Here is a 16847-nt window from a genome sequence, read left to right on the forward strand (position 1 = left end):
TACGCCATTTTTGCTGATGACTGTTTTTGTCAGCCTGCGCGCGTGCCAGTATGATGAAAAAATCAGCCGGTCAACGGGAGGGGAAGTGTGGCAAAGCAAAGGTTGAAGTTTATCGACAATCTGCGTCTCAGCGGGCATGAAGGACTGTGGCAACTGAGCATCGAGCAGGGGCGTATCGCCCATCTGATCCCGCAGCCGGCCGGCCAGGCGTGGCGTAGCGACGCGCTGGATGCCGAGGGCGGCCTGGCGCTGCCGGCGTTTGTCGAGCCGCATATTCATCTGGATACCACCCAGACCGCCGGTCAGCCGGCCTGGAACCAGTCCGGCACGCTGTTTGAGGGGATTGAACGCTGGGCGGAGCGTAAGGCGCTGCTGAGCCACGAGGATGTGAAGCAGCGCGCCTGGCAAACGCTGAAGTGGCAGATCGCCAACGGCATTCAGTACGTGCGTACCCATGTGGACGTGTCGGACCCGTCGCTGACCGCGCTGCGCGCCATGCTGGAGGTGAAGCAGGAGGCGGCACCCTGGGTGACGCTGCAGATCGTTGCATTTCCGCAGGAGGGCATTCTCTCTTATCCCAACGGTGAAGCCCTGCTGGAGGAGGCGCTGCGCCTGGGGGCCGATGTGGTGGGTGCAATTCCACACTTTGAATTTACCCGCGAGTACGGCGTAGAGTCGCTGCACAAGGCCTTCGCGCTGGCGCAGAAATATGGCCGGTTGGTGGATGTACACTGCGATGAGATTGATGACGAGCAGTCGCGCTTTGTCGAAACCGTCGCGGCGCTGGCGCTCAAGCTGGAGATGGGCGCGCGGGTGACCGCCAGCCATACCACGGCGATGCATTCCTACAACGGCGCTTATACCTCGCGGCTGTTCCGCCTGTTGAAACTGTCCGGCATCAACTTTGTCGCCAACCCGCTGGTGAATATTCATCTGCAAGGGCGTTTTGACGACTATCCGAAGCGGCGCGGCATCACGCGGGTGAAAGAGATGCTGGCGGCGGATCTCAACGTCTGTTTCGGCCACGACGACGTCTTCGACCCGTGGTATCCGCTCGGCACCGCCAATATGCTGCAGGTATTGCATATGGGTCTGCACGTCTGTCAGCTGATGGGCTACGGCCAGATTAACGACGGCCTGGAACTGATCACCACGCGCAGCGCCCGCACGCTGCAGCTGCAGGATTACGGGCTGGCGGCAGGCAACAGCGCCAACCTGGTGATTCTGCCGGCGGAAAACGGCTTTGACGCGGTGCGGCGCCAGACGCCGGTGCGCTACTCCATTCGTCAGGGAGACGTGATCGCCGCCACCCGGCCGGCGGAAACGACGATTTACCTGGATGATGAGGAGCTGGTCGATTTTCGCCGCTAGGATGCAGGGATAAAAAAAGCACCGTCGCCGGTGGCGAACGGTGCTTTTTTATGGGAGGCAGCGACGATTAGTGGGTCACGTGGCCGTGGCTGCGGTGCTTGGTGACAAAGCCCAGCAGCAGACACATCACGAATACCGCCAGGTACAGGCCGTTGGCGGTGGTCAGCGCCGCGTGCGCGCCGCCTTTGGCGACAATCGGGCCGGTGACCACGAAGGTCAGCATGGTGCCGATGGTGCCGCAGGTCAGGATGAAGTTCACCAGCTTCGGCGAAGAGACCTTGGTCTGCAGCGAACCGAGGGTAATCAGCGTGGTGTAGATGGCGCTGGAAACAAAGCCCAGGGCCATAATGTAGTAGCCCAGCAGCTGCGGCTCGTCGCTGCTGACGAACATATACATCGCGCCGGTCGCCAGCGCCGCCAGCACGGTGACGATGCGCTGTAGGTCGAAGAAGCGCAGCACAAAGCTGAATACCCACATCCCCAACATATAAGAGGTCCAGAAATCGCTGACCAGCTTGCCGGCCTGGCTGATATTCATCCCCAGAGATTTGGTGGCATACTCCGGCACCCACTGGATGAAGCCCAACTGGCCGAGGATGTAGCACAGCGCGGCGATCGACAGGAACAGCACGCCGATACCCCATTTTTCTTTGGCGACCGTTTCGCCGTCGGCATTGCCTTTATTGCCCAGTACCGGGAACTCGGAACACAGGGCCAGCACGAAAATCGCCAGATACAGTACGCCGATGCAGGCGTAAACCCAGTACCAACCGATATGGCGCGCCAGCAGCGTGGCGGCGACGATCGGGAAGATCATCCCGGCCATGCTGAAGAACGAATCGGTAAACAGCAGGCGTGAACCGCGCTGGCGACCGGAATACATATGGGTGATCAGGAAAGTGCCGATCGACATGGTAATGCCGCTCACTATCCCGAGGATAAACATGCAGATGGAGAACAGCGTCAGGGTTTTGCCGACCATCAGGCCAACCACCGCCAGCACCATCAGCAGAAAACCGAACACCAGTTGGCGTTTCAGCGGGATAATTTCCATCAGCCAGGCATTGAGGAAGATCGAAATCAGAATGCCGGCGTTCAGGAAGGTAAAGGTGTTGCTCATGCTGGAAACCGGCAGATTAAAGTACTCTGCAATGTTTCCCATCACCATCCCTGTGACGATCACTAAGGCACCGGTCAGCGCATAGGAAAAGAAGCTGATCCATGTAAGCCGGATGCGGTTGTTGTTATTCATTGAATAAGCCCGATTGGTCTGTTGGATTTGAGATGCCGGTGGCGGGATCTGACGTCGCTTGCCAAAAAAAGAAAACGGTCCGCTGACCACCTGGGGGCGGATCCTAGCATAGCTATCGGGATATTTTATGATTGCTGACTAATTTTTGATGCAATCAATGAAAACTATTTAATCAATTAGTGATCTGTGTCTAGTTTGGCAATCGAATCGCGCCTGATGATCTGCGGCGCGAAGGTCACGGGCGGCGTTGCAGGATCGATCAGCAGGCGTGCGGCCTGCTGGGCCATCTCCACGATCGGGAAGTGCACGCTGGTCAGCGCCGGACGGACAAACGGCGCGCGTTCGCCGCTGTCGTAACAGACCAGCGAAATATCCTGCGGGACGCGCAGGCGGCGTTCGTTGATCGCCAGCAAAGCGCCGATCGCCATCTCTTCGTTGCAACAATAGATGGCGCTGGGCAGCACAGGGCGCAGCAGCAGGCGTTCGGCACACTGATAGCCGCTTTCCAGGTCGTAAGCCCCTTCCGGACAGTCCAACGGTTCCAGACGCGCCGCACGCATGGCGTCCTCAAAGCCCCGGATGCGCAGCCGGCTGGAGGCGCGCTGGCGCGGCCCGCTGATGCAGGCGATGCGGCGGTGGCCGGCGTCGATCAACTGCTGGGTTGCCAGGAGGCTGGCCTGCGGATGGTCGAAGGTGACACAGCGATCCTCCAGCCCCGGCACCAGACGATCGAGCAGCACAAAGCGGCGCTGTTCCGCCGCCAGTTGACGTAGCCTATCGTCGCTCAGGTAGCGGACGTGCAGGATCACCCCGTCGCAGCGCAGGTTGAACAGCCGCTGGATCGCCGCCAGTTCATTGTCGGCGCTGTTACGCCCCTGGGTGACCAGCAGCTGTTTGCCGTGCGACTCCGCCTCGGTCTGCACAAAATCCATCAACGCGCCGAAAAAACCGCCGCGGTATGAGGTGGTCACCAGGCCCAGCGTGTTGCTTTGGCTGGAGGCCAGCGCGCGCGCCGCCGGATTGGGGGTATAGCCAAGCCGGGCGATGGCCCGCTCCACTTTCTCGCGGGTGGGTGCTTTGACATTGCTGTCGCCGTTCACCACGCGCGACACCGTGGCGCGCGATACGCCCGCTTCAGCGGCTACATCTTCCAGTGTCACCATCATGTCCTTCGACCTGCCTCATTGCCGTTTCGTGATTATCAGAGCGTAAACTGCGGTAAGTATGCGCTATTGGCCTGCAGTACGTCTTCCAGCAGCGGCCCGGCAATTTTCGCGCTGGCGACCAGCGGGTTGGTAACCAGCGCCAGCAGCGCGCTGCGGCGATCGCCGTGTACGGCGGCCTCGATGGTCAGGCGCTCATAGGCCTTCACCTGCTGGGTCAGCGCATGCATGGATTCCGGCAACCGGCCGAAAGCCAGCGGATGGGCGCCCTGCGCATCGACGATACAGTTGGTTTCTATCACAGCATCGTCGGCGAGGCCATGAATAGCGCCGCGGTTTGCGGTGTTTACCACTAATTGCGTACCGAGATTGTTGTGAATTGCCCGGATCAGCTCCAGCGCCACCTGCGAATAGAACGAGCCGCCGCGGAAGCTGAGCTGCTGCGGTTTGCTGTCCAGATGCGGGTCGGCATACAGCTCAAACAGCTCTTTTTCCACCTGCATCACCTGCTCGGCGCGGGTGCCGCGTTCGGCGGCGGCGGCCATCTCTTCCGCCAGCATCTCCTGCGTCTGGTAGAAGTAACGGTGATAAGGGCAGGGGATGGCGCCGACGGCGCGCAGGAACGCCGGCGGCCACGGCTCTTCCTTGATGTTGTTCATGGTCAGCGTCGCGCCGTCGCACAGCCTGTCGATCACCTCGGCGGTGACGTCCCGGCCGCTGTGCATCACCTGATGCACCCAGACCATATGGTTGAGCCCGGCGAAGCGCAGCCGGACAGCGTCAAACGGCGCTTCCAGCATGTTGGCGATCATATGGTGCATGCTGATCGGCACATTGCACAGGCCGATAATTTTCGCCTTGGTGTAGCGGGAGATCGCTTCGGTCACGATGCCGGCCGGGTTGGTGAAGTTGATGATCCAGGCGTCCGGCGCCAGCCGTTCGACCTTGCGCGCGATATCCAGCATTACCGGAATGGTGCGCAGCGCCTTGGCAAAACCGCCGACGCCGGTGGTCTCCTGGCCAATCAGGCGATACTTCAGCCCCAGACGTTCGTCGGCGGCGCGGGCCGGCAGTTGCCCGACCCGCAGCTGCGTCAGGACAAACTGTGCGCCGCGGATGGCGTCGTCCAGTGCAAAATGCACGCTGACCGTGACTCGTTCCAGCCCGTGTCGCGCCAACATACGTTGGGTCAGCGCGGCGATAATCTCGACTTTCTCGCGGCCGGCCTCGACGTCGACCAATGCCAGTTCGCTGACCGGCAGCTCCTCAATGCGTTCAATCAGGCCTTCGACCAGTTCCGGCGTATAGCTGCTGCCGCCGCCGATAATGGCGATTTTCAGGGTATTCATCCGCGCGCCTCCGTTTGTGCCTGCCGGCGATAAAGTTCAATCATGTCGTCTGCCAGATCCTGAATCACCATCGCGTTCATCAGGTGGTCCTGGGCGTGGACGGTGATCAGGTTGATGGCCAGCTTGCCGCAGCCTTCGTCCAGGCCGATCAGCCGGGTTTGAATCTGGTGCGCCTGCGTCACGGCCTGCTTTGATTCGGCCATATGGGCGGCGGAGGCGTCAAAGTCGCCCGCCCGCGCCTGCTGCAACGCCATCAGCGCGCTGCTGCGGGCGCTGCCGGCGAACACCAGCAGTTCCATAATGGTGCTTTCGAAATCCTGACTGACGTCAGTAGCTAATTCACTCACGGTTACGCTCCTGTCGCCGCAGATGCAGCGCGTTCGGCGTCGGCCTGCTGCATTTCCTGCGTGATTAATTGTTTTTCATACACTTTGAAGAACGGCAGCCAGATGGCGAAATCAAGCGCCATCAGCAGCAAGACCAGTACCGCGGCGCGAATATCCCAAGAAGCGGAGATCAGCGCGCCGAGCGGGGCCGGTGCGGTCCAGGGCGCCATGGCGACCATCTTTTCCACAAAATCCCAGTGCAGGGCGAAATAGGCCAGTACGGCATTGACCATCGGCACCAGCAGCAGTGGAATAAACAGCGTCGGGTTCATCACCACCGGCGAGCCGAACAGCAGCGGTTCGTTGATGTTGAACACCGAGGGCACCACGCTCAGCCTGCCGATGGTGCGCAGATGGACCGAGCGGCTGCGCAGGTATAACAGCGCCAGCACCAGCGTGGAGCCGGAGCCGCCGATGCAGACATAGAACGACCAGAACGGCGCGGTCAGCGTCTGGGTCGTAGCCGCGCCCTGCGCCACCAGCGCGGCGTTGGCCGCCAGATTGGTCATAAAAATCGGGTTGAGCAGGCCGGTAACGATATTGTCGCCGTGAATACCGGCAAACCACAGCAGGTTGGCGATCAGCACCATCAGCAGAATGGCGGGCAGGGTATCGCCGACGCCGATCAGCGGCTGGAACAGGTGCATAATGGCGGCCGGCAGCAGCAGGTGAAACTCGCTCTGCAGCAGAATGCTGAGCGGATAGACCGTCAGTAAAATACCAATGACCGGATACAGCAGCTCAAATGAGCGGGCGATGGCGGGCGGCACCTGCTCGGGCAGACGCAGCGTGATGTTGTACTTTTTCAACAGGCGGATCAGCTCCACCGACCAGATGGCGCAGATCAGCGCGGTGAACACCCCCTGACCACCGAGAAAATCGAGCGACATTTTGTTATCGGCCTGCGGCGCGGCCGCCAGCAGAAATGCCATCAGCGACAGCAGTCCGGCGGTCAGCGCGTCCAGACCATAGTGCTTGGCCAGGCTGTAGGCGGTGCCAATAGCCACGAACACGCTCATCAGCCCCATGGTCATAAAGAACGGCATGGTGATGGTGTTCCAGTGCGTTTTGGCGACGCTCAGCCAGACGCGGCCAAAGCCGGAGGTGGTGTCGGCATCGAACGGCGGATTGGCGACGATCAGCATGATACTGCCGACGATTAAAAACGGCATGGCGCAGATAAAGCCGTCGCGGATGGCAATAATGTGGCGTTGGCTGCCGATACGGCCGGCCAGCGGCGCGATGTGGTTTTCCACGACGCGCATCAGAGAAACGTACAGGCTCATGGGCATCTCCGCCGGTTTAGGCCATCAGGGCGAGGGCGTGATCCAGCACCTTATCGCCGCGCAGCGTGCCGTAATCCATCATGTCGATGACCGCTATGGGCTTGCCGAGCGGCGCGGCGATGCGGCTAAAGCGCGCCAGTTCATATTTCACCTGCGGCCCCAGCAGCACGACGTCGGCATCGGCCAGCGCGCTTTCAAATTCAGCGGCGGGTACGGCGACAATCTCCAGCGTCAGCGCCCGTTTTTCCGTTTCAGCCTGCATCCGTTTGACCAGCATGCTGGTGGACATGCCGGCGGCGCAGCACAGTACGATCTTTTTCATCATTGCTCTCCTGTGGTTTCCCGTATCTGGCGCGCCGCGTCGCTGCCGGCCGGTGGTTTTCCGGGGTGCAGCGTGGGATTGCCGTCGGTTTTTTTCTTAACGCCCAAATGAGAGCGCTCTCATTTGCTAGCCTAGCGGGAGCACAGAAACAAAACGGGAGACAGGTCGCAAAAAATGCCAAATGGCCGATTGGTACAAATAATGCGTGATCGACTTTGCAAAAATCTGCATGGCGATCATACTCTTGTCAGGAAAATTCGGGAGTTCGTCTGCAAAAAACGGGGGTTGCCCGGATGAGGCGGCGTTGTTTTGAGAACTTTCCCGCAATAGCGTAAATATAAGTAAATGGCTGGCGCTCACCAGAATGGCTCTTTAGAATCAAGGCGCTTTCCGTTGTTTGTCTCCCAGAGAAAGGACCCGCTCATGTTCAAACGTACCTTAACCACCCTTGTCGCCCTGTGCTCCCTGACGGCGATGGCGCCGGCCGCACTGGCCGCAGGCGAAACCCACGTCATGCTGACCACCTCCGCCGGGAATATCGAGCTGGCGCTGGATGGCCAAAAAGCGCCGGTATCAACGAAAAACTTCGTTGACTACGTGAACAGCGGTTTCTATGACAACACCGTGTTCCACCGCGTGATCCCCGGCTTTATGGTTCAGGGCGGCGGCTTCACGGCGGATATGCAGCAAAAGAGCACCAAAGCGCCGATCAAGAATGAGGCGGATAACGGCCTGCGCAACCTGCGCGGCACCATTTCCATGGCGCGTACTGCCGATAAGGATAGCGCCACCAGCCAGTTCTTCCTGAACGTAGCGGACAACGCCTTCCTGGACCACGGCCAGCGCGACTTTGGCTATGCGGTGTTCGGTAAAGTGGTGAAGGGCATGGAAGTGGTCGACAAGATTTCTCAGGTACCGACCGGCAACGTCGGTCCTTATCAAAATGTACCAAGCAAGCCGATTGTGATTCTGTCGGCGAAGGTGATGCCATAATCGCCCCGGCCGGCCCCGCACGGGGCCGGTTTCTGTTTGTCGCCCTCTGAAGCCTCGCCTGCATCACTGTTTTCCTGCCCTGCTCATGGTGTAATCAACGCAGATAATCAGACCGGATAGCCGGCGTTTTGATGTTCCTCTCGTTCAGGGTGCGTTGTTGTGATGTACGAATTTGATCAGGTGCTGTTGCTGTTGCAGCAGATGTGCGTCTATTTGGTGATCGCCTATCTGTTGAGTAAAACCCCGCTGTTTATTCCGCTGATGCAGGTCACCATCCGCTTGCCGCACAAGCTGCTGTGTTACGTGATTTTTTCGGTATTCTGCATTATGGGCACCTATTTCGGCCTGCATATTCAGGACTCGATCGCCAACACGCGCGCTATCGGCGCGGTGCTGGGCGGCCTGCTGGGCGGGCCGTCGGTCGGGTTTCTGGTCGGGTTGACCGGGGGGATGCATCGCTATACCCTCGGCGGCATGACCGACGTGGCCTGCGCGGTGTCCACCGTGGCAGAAGGCCTGGTCGGCGGGCTGGTGCACAGCCTGGCGCTGCGGCGCGGCCGTCTCGACCTGCTGTTTAATCCGCTGTTTGTCGCTGGCGTCACTCTGGCCGCAGAAATCCTGCAGATGGGCATTATTCTCGCCATCGCCCGTCCGTTTGACGAGGCGCTGCGTCTGGTAGGCTATATCGTGTTGCCGATGCTGGTTGCCAACACCGTGGGCGCGGCGATGTTTATGCAGATCCTGCGCGACCGGCGGGCGATGTTTGAAAAGTACACCAGCGCGTTTTCCTCCAAAGCCCTGAAGCTGGCCGAGCGCACCGAAGGCATTTTGCGTCAGGGGTTCGACCGGGAAAACAGCATGAAGGCGGCGCGGGTGATTTATCAGGAGTTGGGTATCGGCGCGGTGGCGATCACCGATCGCGACAAACTGCTGGCGTTTATCGGCATCGGCGACGATCACCATCTGCCGGGCACGCCGATCTCGTCGGCCCATACCCGCTGCGCCATCGATAATAACGAAGTGGTGTATGCCGACGGCAATGAACTCTCCTACAGCTGTTCGATCAGCGGCAACTGCAAGCTGGGGTCGACGCTGGTCATTCCGCTGCGTGGCGAAAATCAGCGGGTGATCGGCACCATCAAGCTGTATGAGCCGAAAAGCAAGCTGTTCAGCACCATCAACCGCACCCTGGGAGAAGGCATCGCCAGCCTGCTGTCGGCGCAGATTATGGCCGGCCAGTATGAACGGCATAAACAGCTGTTGGCACAGTCGGAAATCAAGCTGCTGCATGCGCAGGTGAATCCGCATTTCCTGTTTAACGCGCTAAATACGCTGGTGGCGGTGATTCGCCGCGACGGAGATCGCGCCTGCGAACTGGTGCAGTATCTGTCGACCTTCTTCCGTAAGAATCTCAAGCGTTCGGATGACGAAGTCAGCCTGGCGGACGAGATTGAACACGTTAACGCCTATCTGCAAATTGAACAGGCGCGCTTTGCCGATCGACTGGAGATCGTGGTGTCGCTGCCGGACCGCCTGCTGGCGGTGCGTCTGCCGGCGTTTTCCCTGCAGCCGATTGTGGAAAACGCCATCAAGCACGGCACCTCGCAGCTGCTGGGTACCGGGCGCATCACCATCGACGCCCGCAGCGAGGGCGGGCGCCTGCTGCTGCAGGTCACGGACAATGCCGGCCTGTATCAGGAAAAAACGCCGGGCGACGGGCTGGGCATGAGCCTGGTGGACCGGCGTATCCGCGTGCGCTACGGCGAAGAGTATGGCGTGCGGGTCAGCTGTGAACCGGAGGCGTTCACCCGCATTACACTGCATGTTCCACTGGAGGGCGCCGCCTGATGCTGAATATATTGATTGTTGATGATGAGCCGTCGGCACGCGACAACCTGCGTCATCTGCTGGCCGCCGAGCCGGAGGTGTGCATTATCGGCGAATGTGCAAATGCGATTGAGGCCATCAGCCAGATCCACCGGCTGCAGCCGGACGTGGTGTTTTTGGATATCCAGATGCCGCGCATCAGCGGCCTGGAGATGGTCGGCATGCTCGATCCCAACCGGATGCCGCATATTGTATTCCTCACCGCGTACGATGAGTATGCGCTGCAGGCGTTTGAGGAGCACGCCTTTGACTACCTGCTGAAGCCGGCGGAGCCGCAGCGGCTGCAGAAAACCCTGCAGCGTCTGCAGCAGCGTCATACGGCGCAGGATATCGCTGCACTGCCGGAAAGCGCCGGCTATTTGAAATATATCCCCTGCGCCGGGCACAGCCGGATTTATCTGCTGCGTTTTGACGAGGTGATCGCCATCCGCTCGCGCGCCAGCGGCGTGTATGTGGTGCGTAACGACGGCATGGAGTGCTTTACCGAACTGACGCTGCGCACGCTGGAGAGCCGCACGCCGCTGGTTCGCTGTCACCGCCAGTATCTGGTGAATCTGGAGCAAGTGCGGGAAATTCGTTTTGAAGAAGGCGGGGCCGCGGAGATGATTATGTCGGTCGGCGATGCGGTGCCGGTCAGCCGCCGCTACCTGAAATCGCTGAAAGAACAGCTGGGGCTGCGCGGCTAAGCGCTTGACGAGCTTCCGTCGCGCTTATAGCTTTATGGCATCACAGGCGCATCTGCGCCGCGTTAGCGTCATCAAAGGAACAGTAAATGAGTGAAGCACGGATTATCGCCAAGGCGATGAAAGACGGTAAACCCGTTCAGGATCTGGCGATTCTGCCCGCCTTGGCCAACCGCCACGGCCTGATTACCGGTGCGACCGGTACCGGTAAGACCGTGACGTTGCAAAAAATGGCCGAACAGTTCTCACGCATCGGCGTGCCGGTGTTTTTATCGGACGTGAAGGGCGACCTGTCGGGGATTGGCACCGAGGCGGTGCCGAATGAAAAACTGCAGGCGCGGCTGACGGCGATCGGCGTGACCGACTGGCAGCCGCAGGCCAGCACTATTATTCCGTGGGATATTTACGGCGAGAAGGGCCACCCGATCCGCGCCACGGTGTCCGATCTCGGCCCGCTGCTGCTGGCGCGTCTGCTGGATCTGAATGAGGTGCAAAGCGGCGTGCTGCAGCTGGTGTTTAAAATTGCCGACGACAATGCGCTGCTGCTGCTGGATATGAAAGATCTGCGCGCGATGGTGCAGTACGTCGGCGACAACGCCAAACAGTTCAAAACCCAGTACGGCAATATCTCCAGTGCGTCGGTCGGCGCCATCCAGCGCGGCCTGCTGACGCTGGAGGAGCAGGGCGCCAACCTGTTCTTCGGCGAGCCGATGCTCGACATCAACGATCTGATGAAGACCGATGCCAACGGCCATGGCATGATCAATCTGCTGGCGGCCGATAAGCTGATTAACCAGCCGAAACTCTATTCGGTATTTCTGCTGTGGCTGCTGGCGGAGCTGTTTGAGCAACTGCCGGAAGTGGGCGACCCGGAACAGCCGAAACTGGTGTTCTTCTTTGACGAGGCGCACCTGTTGTTCAACGATGCGCCGCCGGCGCTGCTGACCAAAATTGAGCAGGTGGTGCGCCTGATCCGTTCCAAAGGCGTCGGCGTCTATTTTGTGACGCAAAACCCGCTGGATATTCCGGACAGCGTGCTTGGCCAGCTGGGCAACCGCGTTCAGCATGCGCTGCGCGCCTTTACGCCGCGCGACCAGAAGGCGGTGAAGGCTGCGGCGCAGACCATGCGCGCCAACCCGGATTTTGATGCGGAAACGGTGATTGGCGAGCTGGGCGTCGGGGAAGCGCTGGTGTCGTTCCTCGATGAGAAAGGACGGCCCAACGTGGTGGAGCGTGCGATGGTGATCGCGCCGGAGTCCAAAATGGGCATGCTGGGGGCGGAAGGGCTGAACAGCGCCATCAATAAATCGCCGTTGTACGGCCGCTATGAAGAGATGGTGGATCGCGAATCGGCCTATGAGAAGCTGTCGTCCGAAGGCTTCGCCACCGTGGGCGAGGATGCGCAAGCGGTGGATAAAGCCGCGCCGCAGGCCGGCCAGCAACAAAACGGCGGCGGCCTGATGGGCAGCCTGAATGAGCTGTTGTTCGGCTCCACCGGCCCGCGCGGCGGCAAGCGCGACGGCATTGTACAAACCGCCGCCAAGAGCATGGCGCGTGATTTGAGCAAGCAGATCCTGCGCGGCGTGCTGGGTTCGATTATGGGCGGCCGTAAAAAGTAATCTTTTCTTCGCGTAATGCATCGGCAACCGCCTTCACCCCGGCGGCTTACTGCGGTAAGCTCCCGGGCTGAGGCGGTTGCCGTCTTGTTGTACCAGGAAATTACTCCCCAAATCATAGGCCGTTGAACCGCCATGCTGCTGCTGATCGATAACTACGACTCTTTTACCTACAACCTTTATCAATACTTTTGCGAGCTTGGCGCCGAGGTGCTGGTAAAGCGCAATGATGAACTGCAGCTGGCCGATATTGACAGGCTGGCGCCGCAGCATCTGGTGATCTCCCCCGGCCCCTGCACGCCGAACGAGGCCGGTATTTCGCTGGCGGCCATTACGCATTTTGCCGGTAAGCTGCCGATTCTCGGCGTCTGTCTGGGGCATCAGGCATTGGGGCAGGCATTCGGCGCCGATGTGGTGCGCGCGCGCGAAGTGATGCACGGCAAAACCTCGGCAATTCGCCATACGGACCGCGGCGTTTTTCGCGGGCTGAACAATCCTCTGACGGTAACGCGCTACCATTCGCTGGTGCTGGACGCAGCAACGCTGCCGGACTGTTTTGAGGTTACCGCCTGGAGCGAGCGTGACGGCGTACGCGATGAGATTATGGGGATTCGCCACCGCACACTGGCGCTGGAAGGGGTGCAGTTCCATCCGGAGAGCATCCTTAGCGAGCAGGGGCACGTGCTGCTGAGTAATTTCCTTAAAAGTTAATCGGTTATAAATTTTTCGTTATGATTGGCGATTTTGGTTTGCCCTTAATTGGTTTTTTATGCATATTTTGTGATTATATTGTCACTTTGCTGGCGCTATTAAAAAACCAATCTCTTGAGGTGGAACCCAATAATGACGGAAAAATACGCGGTGAACCGCAGCACGTACGATAAGGTGATTTTGCCGGTTTATGCACCGGCGCAGTTTGTGCCGGTCAAAGGTCTGGGCAGCCGCGTGTGGGACAGCGAAGGGAAGGAGTATATCGACTTCTCCGGCGGCATCGCCGTAACTGCGCTGGGCCACTGCCACCCGGCATTGGTGGCGGCGCTGCAGCAGCAAAGCGAAACCCTGTGGCATACCAGTAATGTGTTCACCAATGAGCCGGCGCTGCGTTTGGCCAGCAAACTGATTGACGCCACCTTTGCCGATCGGGTCTTTTTCGCCAACTCCGGCGCGGAGGCCAACGAAGCGGCCTTCAAACTGGCGCGCCACTATGCCATTACCCGTCACAGCCCGTACAAAACCAAAATTATCGCCTTCTATAACGCCTTCCACGGCCGGACGCTGTTTACCGTCTCGGTCGGCGGGCAGGCAAAGTATTCCGACGGCTTCGGGCCAAAGCCGGCCGATATTGTGCATGTGCCGTACAACGATCTGGCGGCGGTCAAGGCGGTGATGGATGACAGCACTTGCGCGGTAGTGATGGAGCCGATTCAGGGCGAAGGCGGCATTACGCCGGTGGACGCCGAGTTCCTACAGGGCGTGCGCGCTCTGTGCGATAAGCACCAGGCGCTGCTGGTGTTTGATGAGGTGCAGAGCGGCATGGGGCGTACCGGCAAGCTGTTCGCCTATATGCATTACGGCGTGACGCCGGATATTTTGACCACCGCTAAAGCGCTGGGCGGCGGCTTCCCGGTCAGCGCGATGCTGACCAGCGAGGAGATTGCCTCTGCCATGCAGGTCGGCACGCACGGCACCACCTACGGCGGCAACCCGTTGGCCTGCGCGGTGGCCGAGGCGGCGCTGGACGTGATCAACACGCCGCAGGTGCTGGACGGTATCGCGCAGCGTCATGCGCTCTACGTGGAGAAACTGCAGCAGTTGGCCGACAAGTACGGTATTTTCAGCGATATTCGCGGCATGGGGCTGTTGATCGGCGCCGAGCTGAGTGCGGCTTACCAGAATAAGGCGCGGGATTTCCTGGCCGCCGCCGCCGCGCATGGCGTGATGATTCTGAACGCCGGGCCTAACGTTATCCGCTTTGCGCCGTCATTGGTGGTAGAGCTGCAGGATATTGAAGAGGGGATGGCGCGTTTTGAACGTGCGGTGCAGGATGTGGTGAATGCGGTATAAGCCGCTACCGGCATAAAAAACGGCGCGAATGCGCCGTTTTCTGATTAATTAACGCGTGCCATAAACAACAATGGTTTTGCCGTGCGCGGAGATCAGGTTTTGATCTTCCAGCATTTTCAGGATACGGCCGACCGTTTCGCGTGAACAACCGACGATTTGACCAATTTCCTGACGCGTGATTTTAATTTGCATACCGTCAGGGTGGGTCATGGCGTCCGGCTGTTTCGCCAGGTTCAGCAGGGTTTGCGCAATGCGGCCGGTAACGTCAAGGAAGGCGAGGTTCCCCACTTTCTCTGAGGTGACCTGCAGGCGGCTGGCCATTTGCGCGGAAAGGCGCATCAGAATATCCGGGTTGACCTGGATCAGCTGACGGAATTTCTTATAGGAAATTTCAGCTACTTCACAGGCGGTTTTCGCTCTCACCCAGGCGCTGCGCTCCTGGCCTTCTTCAAATAATCCAAGCTCGCCGATGAAATCCCCCTGGTTGAGATAGGACAGGATCATCTCTTTGCCTTCTTCATCTTTAATCAGCACCGCAACGGAGCCTTTCACGATGTAGTAGAGCGTTTCAGCCTTTTCACCTTGGTGAATCAGCGTACTTTTGGATGGATATTTGTGGATATGGCAATGAGACAGGAACCATTCGAGAGTCGGGTCTGTTTGCGGTTTGCCGAGAACCATTCGCTATTATCCTCTGTTGTAATCGCTGCCTTTGTAACACAGGGATCGGAGCTCCCTGTTAAACGCGTTGATAACCGGTAATGCATGCGGGCTATAAACAGGTTTTGAGGCGTGCCGTAAAATACGCTATTGCCCTAGCATATTAACTTGCTGTCAGTGCTGCAAGCTACATTCTGTTAACATCTCATTTAAGATGCTTTCCTTGGGCAGATCCCTGAAAGTCGGTGTCCAAAAAGAGTTATTGCGGTTTGTTTGTAGCATAGAGTGAGGCGAGTGTCTTCTGTTGTCTCGCTTCAGCATGACCGGCATCAGGTTCCATTGCCAGTTTCAGCGCGAAAGCGTAGTCTGATTTTAAGAAATTAACCGGAGTGAGCAGTATGCAGGCAAGAGTGAAATGGGTGGAAGGATTGACCTTCCTCGGTGAGTCCGCGTCAGGTCATCAGGTGTTAATGGATGGTAGCGCCGGGGAAAAGGCGCCGAGTCCGATGGAGATGGTGCTGATGTCGGTGGGCGGTTGCAGCGCGATCGATGTGGTGTCGATTCTGCAAAAGGGCCGCAATGACGTGCGTGACTGCGAGGTGAAACTCAGCTCGCAGCGGCGGGATGAGGCGCCGCGTACTTTTACCGCGATCAATCTGCACTTTATCGTCAGCGGTAAAGGGTTGAGTGACAAGGTGGTGGAGCGTGCGGTCAACCTGTCTGCTGAAAAGTACTGCTCGGTATCGCTGATGTTGAGTCAGGCGGCAACGGTGACCCACAGTTTCGAAATCCGCGTGGTGGAATAAGTTTACCAGGCGTAGCGCTGACACTGGCCGTGCAGCAAATCCAGCAAACGCCGCGCCGTTACGGTTAGCGGCGATCTCTGCGAATAGAGCACGCAATACTGCGCCTGCGGCAGGGTATCAATCGGCAGCGTGACCACCTGTTCCTGCAAATGCAGCGGACGCGCCATCGCGCGCGCCACAATGGTCAGGTAGTCAGACGCCAGCACCATATTCAGGCCGCAGATGACAGAGTCCGAGCGCACCGGCGGCGTTTCCAGCTGTTGATAAAAATCACCCAGCACGGATTGCAGATGCTGGTAATAGCCCATATCGGTTTCCGGCAGCAGCCATTTGGCCTGGCGCAGCGCATCCAGCGAGCGAGCGTTGGCCAGCGGATGACCGCGGCGGGCGACGATGCAAAATGACGCATTGAACAGCGGCTCGCGCACCAGATCTTCTAAAGGCAGTTCCGGACTGATGGAACCGACGGCGAAATCCAGCCGGCCTTCGCGCAGCGCGGGCAGCAGGGTGGAGAGCTGGGCTTCCTGCAGCACCAGATTTACCTGCGGGAACTGTTTTCGGAACGCGTCGGCCAGCATCGGCAGCACCGTCAGCGCCAGCAGTGAAGAAAGCCCCATCGCCACTGTCCCCTGTGAGTGTTGGCTGATCTGCTGAATCTCATCCGCCGCACGCTGCAGCTCTTCCAGAATAAACTGCATCCGCACCGCGAAAATGCGACCGCTTTCGGTCAGGGTCATGCCCTGATTGCTGCGAATAATCAGCTGCGTGTCCAACGCCTGTTCCAGTTCACGCAGGCTGCGGCTGACCGCCGGCTGGGATTGCTGCAGCGCGCGCGCCGCGCCGCGAATGCTGCCGCTGCGAATCACCTGCTGAAAAACCCGAAGCTGCTGCAATTTTGGCAGGTAGCGCACGTTCATCTCCCTATCAGTAAAAACTATCACCCTGAACAAAATTGCATCTTATGCCGCCAAGGTAAAGACGCTAACGTCATTAGTGGCGACTTAAGTCG

16 protein-coding genes are annotated in these 16847 nt (G+C 59.0%); 8 read left to right on the top strand and 8 right to left on the bottom strand.

Features of this window, described 5'->3' with window-relative positions; translation table 11 throughout:
* Positions 1-87: 87 nt before the first annotated feature.
* The gene (locus FO014_RS11310) at positions 88-1371 is read left to right on the top strand and encodes a cytosine deaminase (RefSeq protein ID WP_160029614.1); all 1284 of its coding nucleotides are present in this window, start codon (positions 88-90) and stop codon (positions 1369-1371) included.
* Positions 1372-1438: 67 nt separating this feature from the next.
* On the opposite strand, the gene tsgA is transcribed toward FO014_RS11310, so the two are convergent.
* From tsgA to FO014_RS11340, 6 genes are all read right to left on the bottom strand, one after another.
* A complete protein-coding gene (tsgA, locus tag FO014_RS11315) occupies positions 1439-2623 on the bottom strand; it encodes an MFS transporter TsgA (protein WP_160029615.1) in 1185 nt (394 codons plus the stop codon).
* 176 nt (positions 2624-2799) lie between these two features.
* Positions 2800-3786, bottom strand: a complete 987-nt coding sequence (locus FO014_RS11320; RefSeq protein ID WP_160031402.1) for a LacI family DNA-binding transcriptional regulator — start codon at positions 3784-3786, stop codon at positions 2800-2802.
* A 38-nt stretch (positions 3787-3824) separates the two neighbouring features.
* Positions 3825-5135: a 6-phospho-beta-glucosidase gene (locus FO014_RS11325; RefSeq protein WP_160029616.1), complete on the bottom strand. Its 1311-nt coding sequence runs from the start codon at positions 5133-5135 to the stop codon at positions 3825-3827.
* The gene (locus tag FO014_RS11330; RefSeq protein WP_160031403.1) at positions 5132-5434 is read right to left on the bottom strand and encodes a PTS lactose/cellobiose transporter subunit IIA; all 303 of its coding nucleotides are present in this window, start codon (positions 5432-5434) and stop codon (positions 5132-5134) included. Before FO014_RS11330 ends, FO014_RS11325 begins: the two co-directional genes overlap by 4 nt.
* Before the next feature lie 50 nt (positions 5435-5484).
* Positions 5485-6807: a PTS sugar transporter subunit IIC gene (locus tag FO014_RS11335; protein WP_160029617.1), complete on the bottom strand. Its 1323-nt coding sequence runs from the start codon at positions 6805-6807 to the stop codon at positions 5485-5487.
* A gap of 16 nt (positions 6808-6823) precedes the next feature.
* The gene (locus tag FO014_RS11340; protein WP_160031404.1) at positions 6824-7129 is read right to left on the bottom strand and encodes a PTS sugar transporter subunit IIB; all 306 of its coding nucleotides are present in this window, start codon (positions 7127-7129) and stop codon (positions 6824-6826) included.
* Positions 7130-7552: 423 nt separating this feature from the next.
* Here FO014_RS11340 and ppiA point away from each other — a divergent pair, with 423 nt between their 5' ends.
* From ppiA to argD, 6 genes are all read left to right on the top strand, one after another.
* Positions 7553-8122 (top strand): peptidylprolyl isomerase A, encoded by a 570-nt coding sequence (gene ppiA, locus FO014_RS11345; protein ID WP_105232913.1) that lies wholly within the window; start codon positions 7553-7555, stop codon positions 8120-8122.
* Between the two features lie 162 nt (positions 8123-8284).
* On the top strand, positions 8285-9970 hold the full coding sequence (locus FO014_RS11350) for a sensor histidine kinase (protein ID WP_160029618.1): 1686 nt from the start codon (positions 8285-8287) through the stop codon (positions 9968-9970).
* Positions 9970-10695 carry a two-component system response regulator BtsR gene (gene btsR, locus FO014_RS11355; RefSeq protein WP_160029619.1) on the top strand — a complete coding sequence of 242 codons (726 nt, stop codon included), beginning with the start codon at positions 9970-9972 and terminating at the stop codon, positions 10693-10695. The genes FO014_RS11350 and btsR overlap by 1 nt, the downstream gene beginning before the upstream one ends.
* Positions 10696-10781: 86 nt before the next feature.
* Positions 10782-12311: a helicase HerA-like domain-containing protein gene (locus FO014_RS11360; RefSeq protein WP_160029620.1), complete on the top strand. Its 1530-nt coding sequence runs from the start codon at positions 10782-10784 to the stop codon at positions 12309-12311.
* A gap of 132 nt (positions 12312-12443) precedes the next feature.
* Positions 12444-13019 carry an aminodeoxychorismate synthase component II gene (locus FO014_RS11365; RefSeq protein ID WP_105232909.1) on the top strand — a complete coding sequence of 192 codons (576 nt, stop codon included), beginning with the start codon at positions 12444-12446 and terminating at the stop codon, positions 13017-13019.
* 132 nt (positions 13020-13151) lie between these two features.
* On the top strand, positions 13152-14372 hold the full coding sequence (argD, locus tag FO014_RS11370; RefSeq protein ID WP_160029621.1) for a bifunctional acetylornithine/succinyldiaminopimelate transaminase: 1221 nt from the start codon (positions 13152-13154) through the stop codon (positions 14370-14372).
* Between the two features lie 48 nt (positions 14373-14420).
* On the opposite strand, the gene crp is transcribed toward argD, so the two are convergent.
* Positions 14421-15053, bottom strand: coding sequence for a cAMP-activated global transcriptional regulator CRP (crp, locus tag FO014_RS11375; RefSeq protein ID WP_004090925.1), 633 nt, complete (start codon positions 15051-15053; stop codon positions 14421-14423).
* A gap of 377 nt (positions 15054-15430) precedes the next feature.
* On the opposite strand from crp, the gene FO014_RS11380 reads away from it, so the two are divergent.
* Complete coding sequence (locus FO014_RS11380) at positions 15431-15838, top strand: OsmC family protein (protein WP_160029622.1); 408 nt, start codon at positions 15431-15433, stop codon at positions 15836-15838.
* 2 nt (positions 15839-15840) lie between these two features.
* Here FO014_RS11380 and FO014_RS11385 read toward each other — a convergent pair whose 3' ends face one another.
* The gene (locus FO014_RS11385) at positions 15841-16749 is read right to left on the bottom strand and encodes a LysR substrate-binding domain-containing protein (RefSeq protein WP_160029623.1); all 909 of its coding nucleotides are present in this window, start codon (positions 16747-16749) and stop codon (positions 15841-15843) included.
* Positions 16750-16847 lie beyond the last annotated feature (98 nt).

The sequence above is a fragment of the Serratia rhizosphaerae genome, assembly GCF_009817885.1.
Taxonomy (GTDB): domain Bacteria; phylum Pseudomonadota; class Gammaproteobacteria; order Enterobacterales; family Enterobacteriaceae; genus Serratia_B; species Serratia_B rhizosphaerae.

Coding starts and splice junctions, on each gene's coding strand:
- FO014_RS11320 (WP_160031402.1), bottom strand. CDS start 3,786: ATGGTGACACTGGAAGATGTAGCCGCTGAAGCGGGCGTATCGCGCGCC.
- tsgA (WP_160029615.1), bottom strand. CDS start 2,623: ATGAATAACAACAACCGCATCCGGCTTACATGGATCAGCTTCTTTTCC.
- FO014_RS11325 (WP_160029616.1), bottom strand. CDS start 5,135: ATGAATACCCTGAAAATCGCCATTATCGGCGGCGGCAGCAGCTATACG.
- FO014_RS11335 (WP_160029617.1), bottom strand. CDS start 6,807: ATGAGCCTGTACGTTTCTCTGATGCGCGTCGTGGAAAACCACATCGCG.
- FO014_RS11365 (WP_105232909.1), top strand. CDS start 12,444: ATGCTGCTGCTGATCGATAACTACGACTCTTTTACCTACAACCTTTAT.
- btsR (WP_160029619.1), top strand. CDS start 9,970: ATGCTGAATATATTGATTGTTGATGATGAGCCGTCGGCACGCGACAAC.
- FO014_RS11350 (WP_160029618.1), top strand. CDS start 8,285: ATGTACGAATTTGATCAGGTGCTGTTGCTGTTGCAGCAGATGTGCGTC.
- FO014_RS11330 (WP_160031403.1), bottom strand. CDS start 5,434: ATGGAACTGCTGGTGTTCGCCGGCAGCGCCCGCAGCAGCGCGCTGATG.
- FO014_RS11340 (WP_160031404.1), bottom strand. CDS start 7,129: ATGAAAAAGATCGTACTGTGCTGCGCCGCCGGCATGTCCACCAGCATG.
- FO014_RS11380 (WP_160029622.1), top strand. CDS start 15,431: ATGCAGGCAAGAGTGAAATGGGTGGAAGGATTGACCTTCCTCGGTGAG.
- argD (WP_160029621.1), top strand. CDS start 13,152: ATGACGGAAAAATACGCGGTGAACCGCAGCACGTACGATAAGGTGATT.
- crp (WP_004090925.1), bottom strand. CDS start 15,053: ATGGTTCTCGGCAAACCGCAAACAGACCCGACTCTCGAATGGTTCCTG.
- FO014_RS11360 (WP_160029620.1), top strand. CDS start 10,782: ATGAGTGAAGCACGGATTATCGCCAAGGCGATGAAAGACGGTAAACCC.
- ppiA (WP_105232913.1), top strand. CDS start 7,553: ATGTTCAAACGTACCTTAACCACCCTTGTCGCCCTGTGCTCCCTGACG.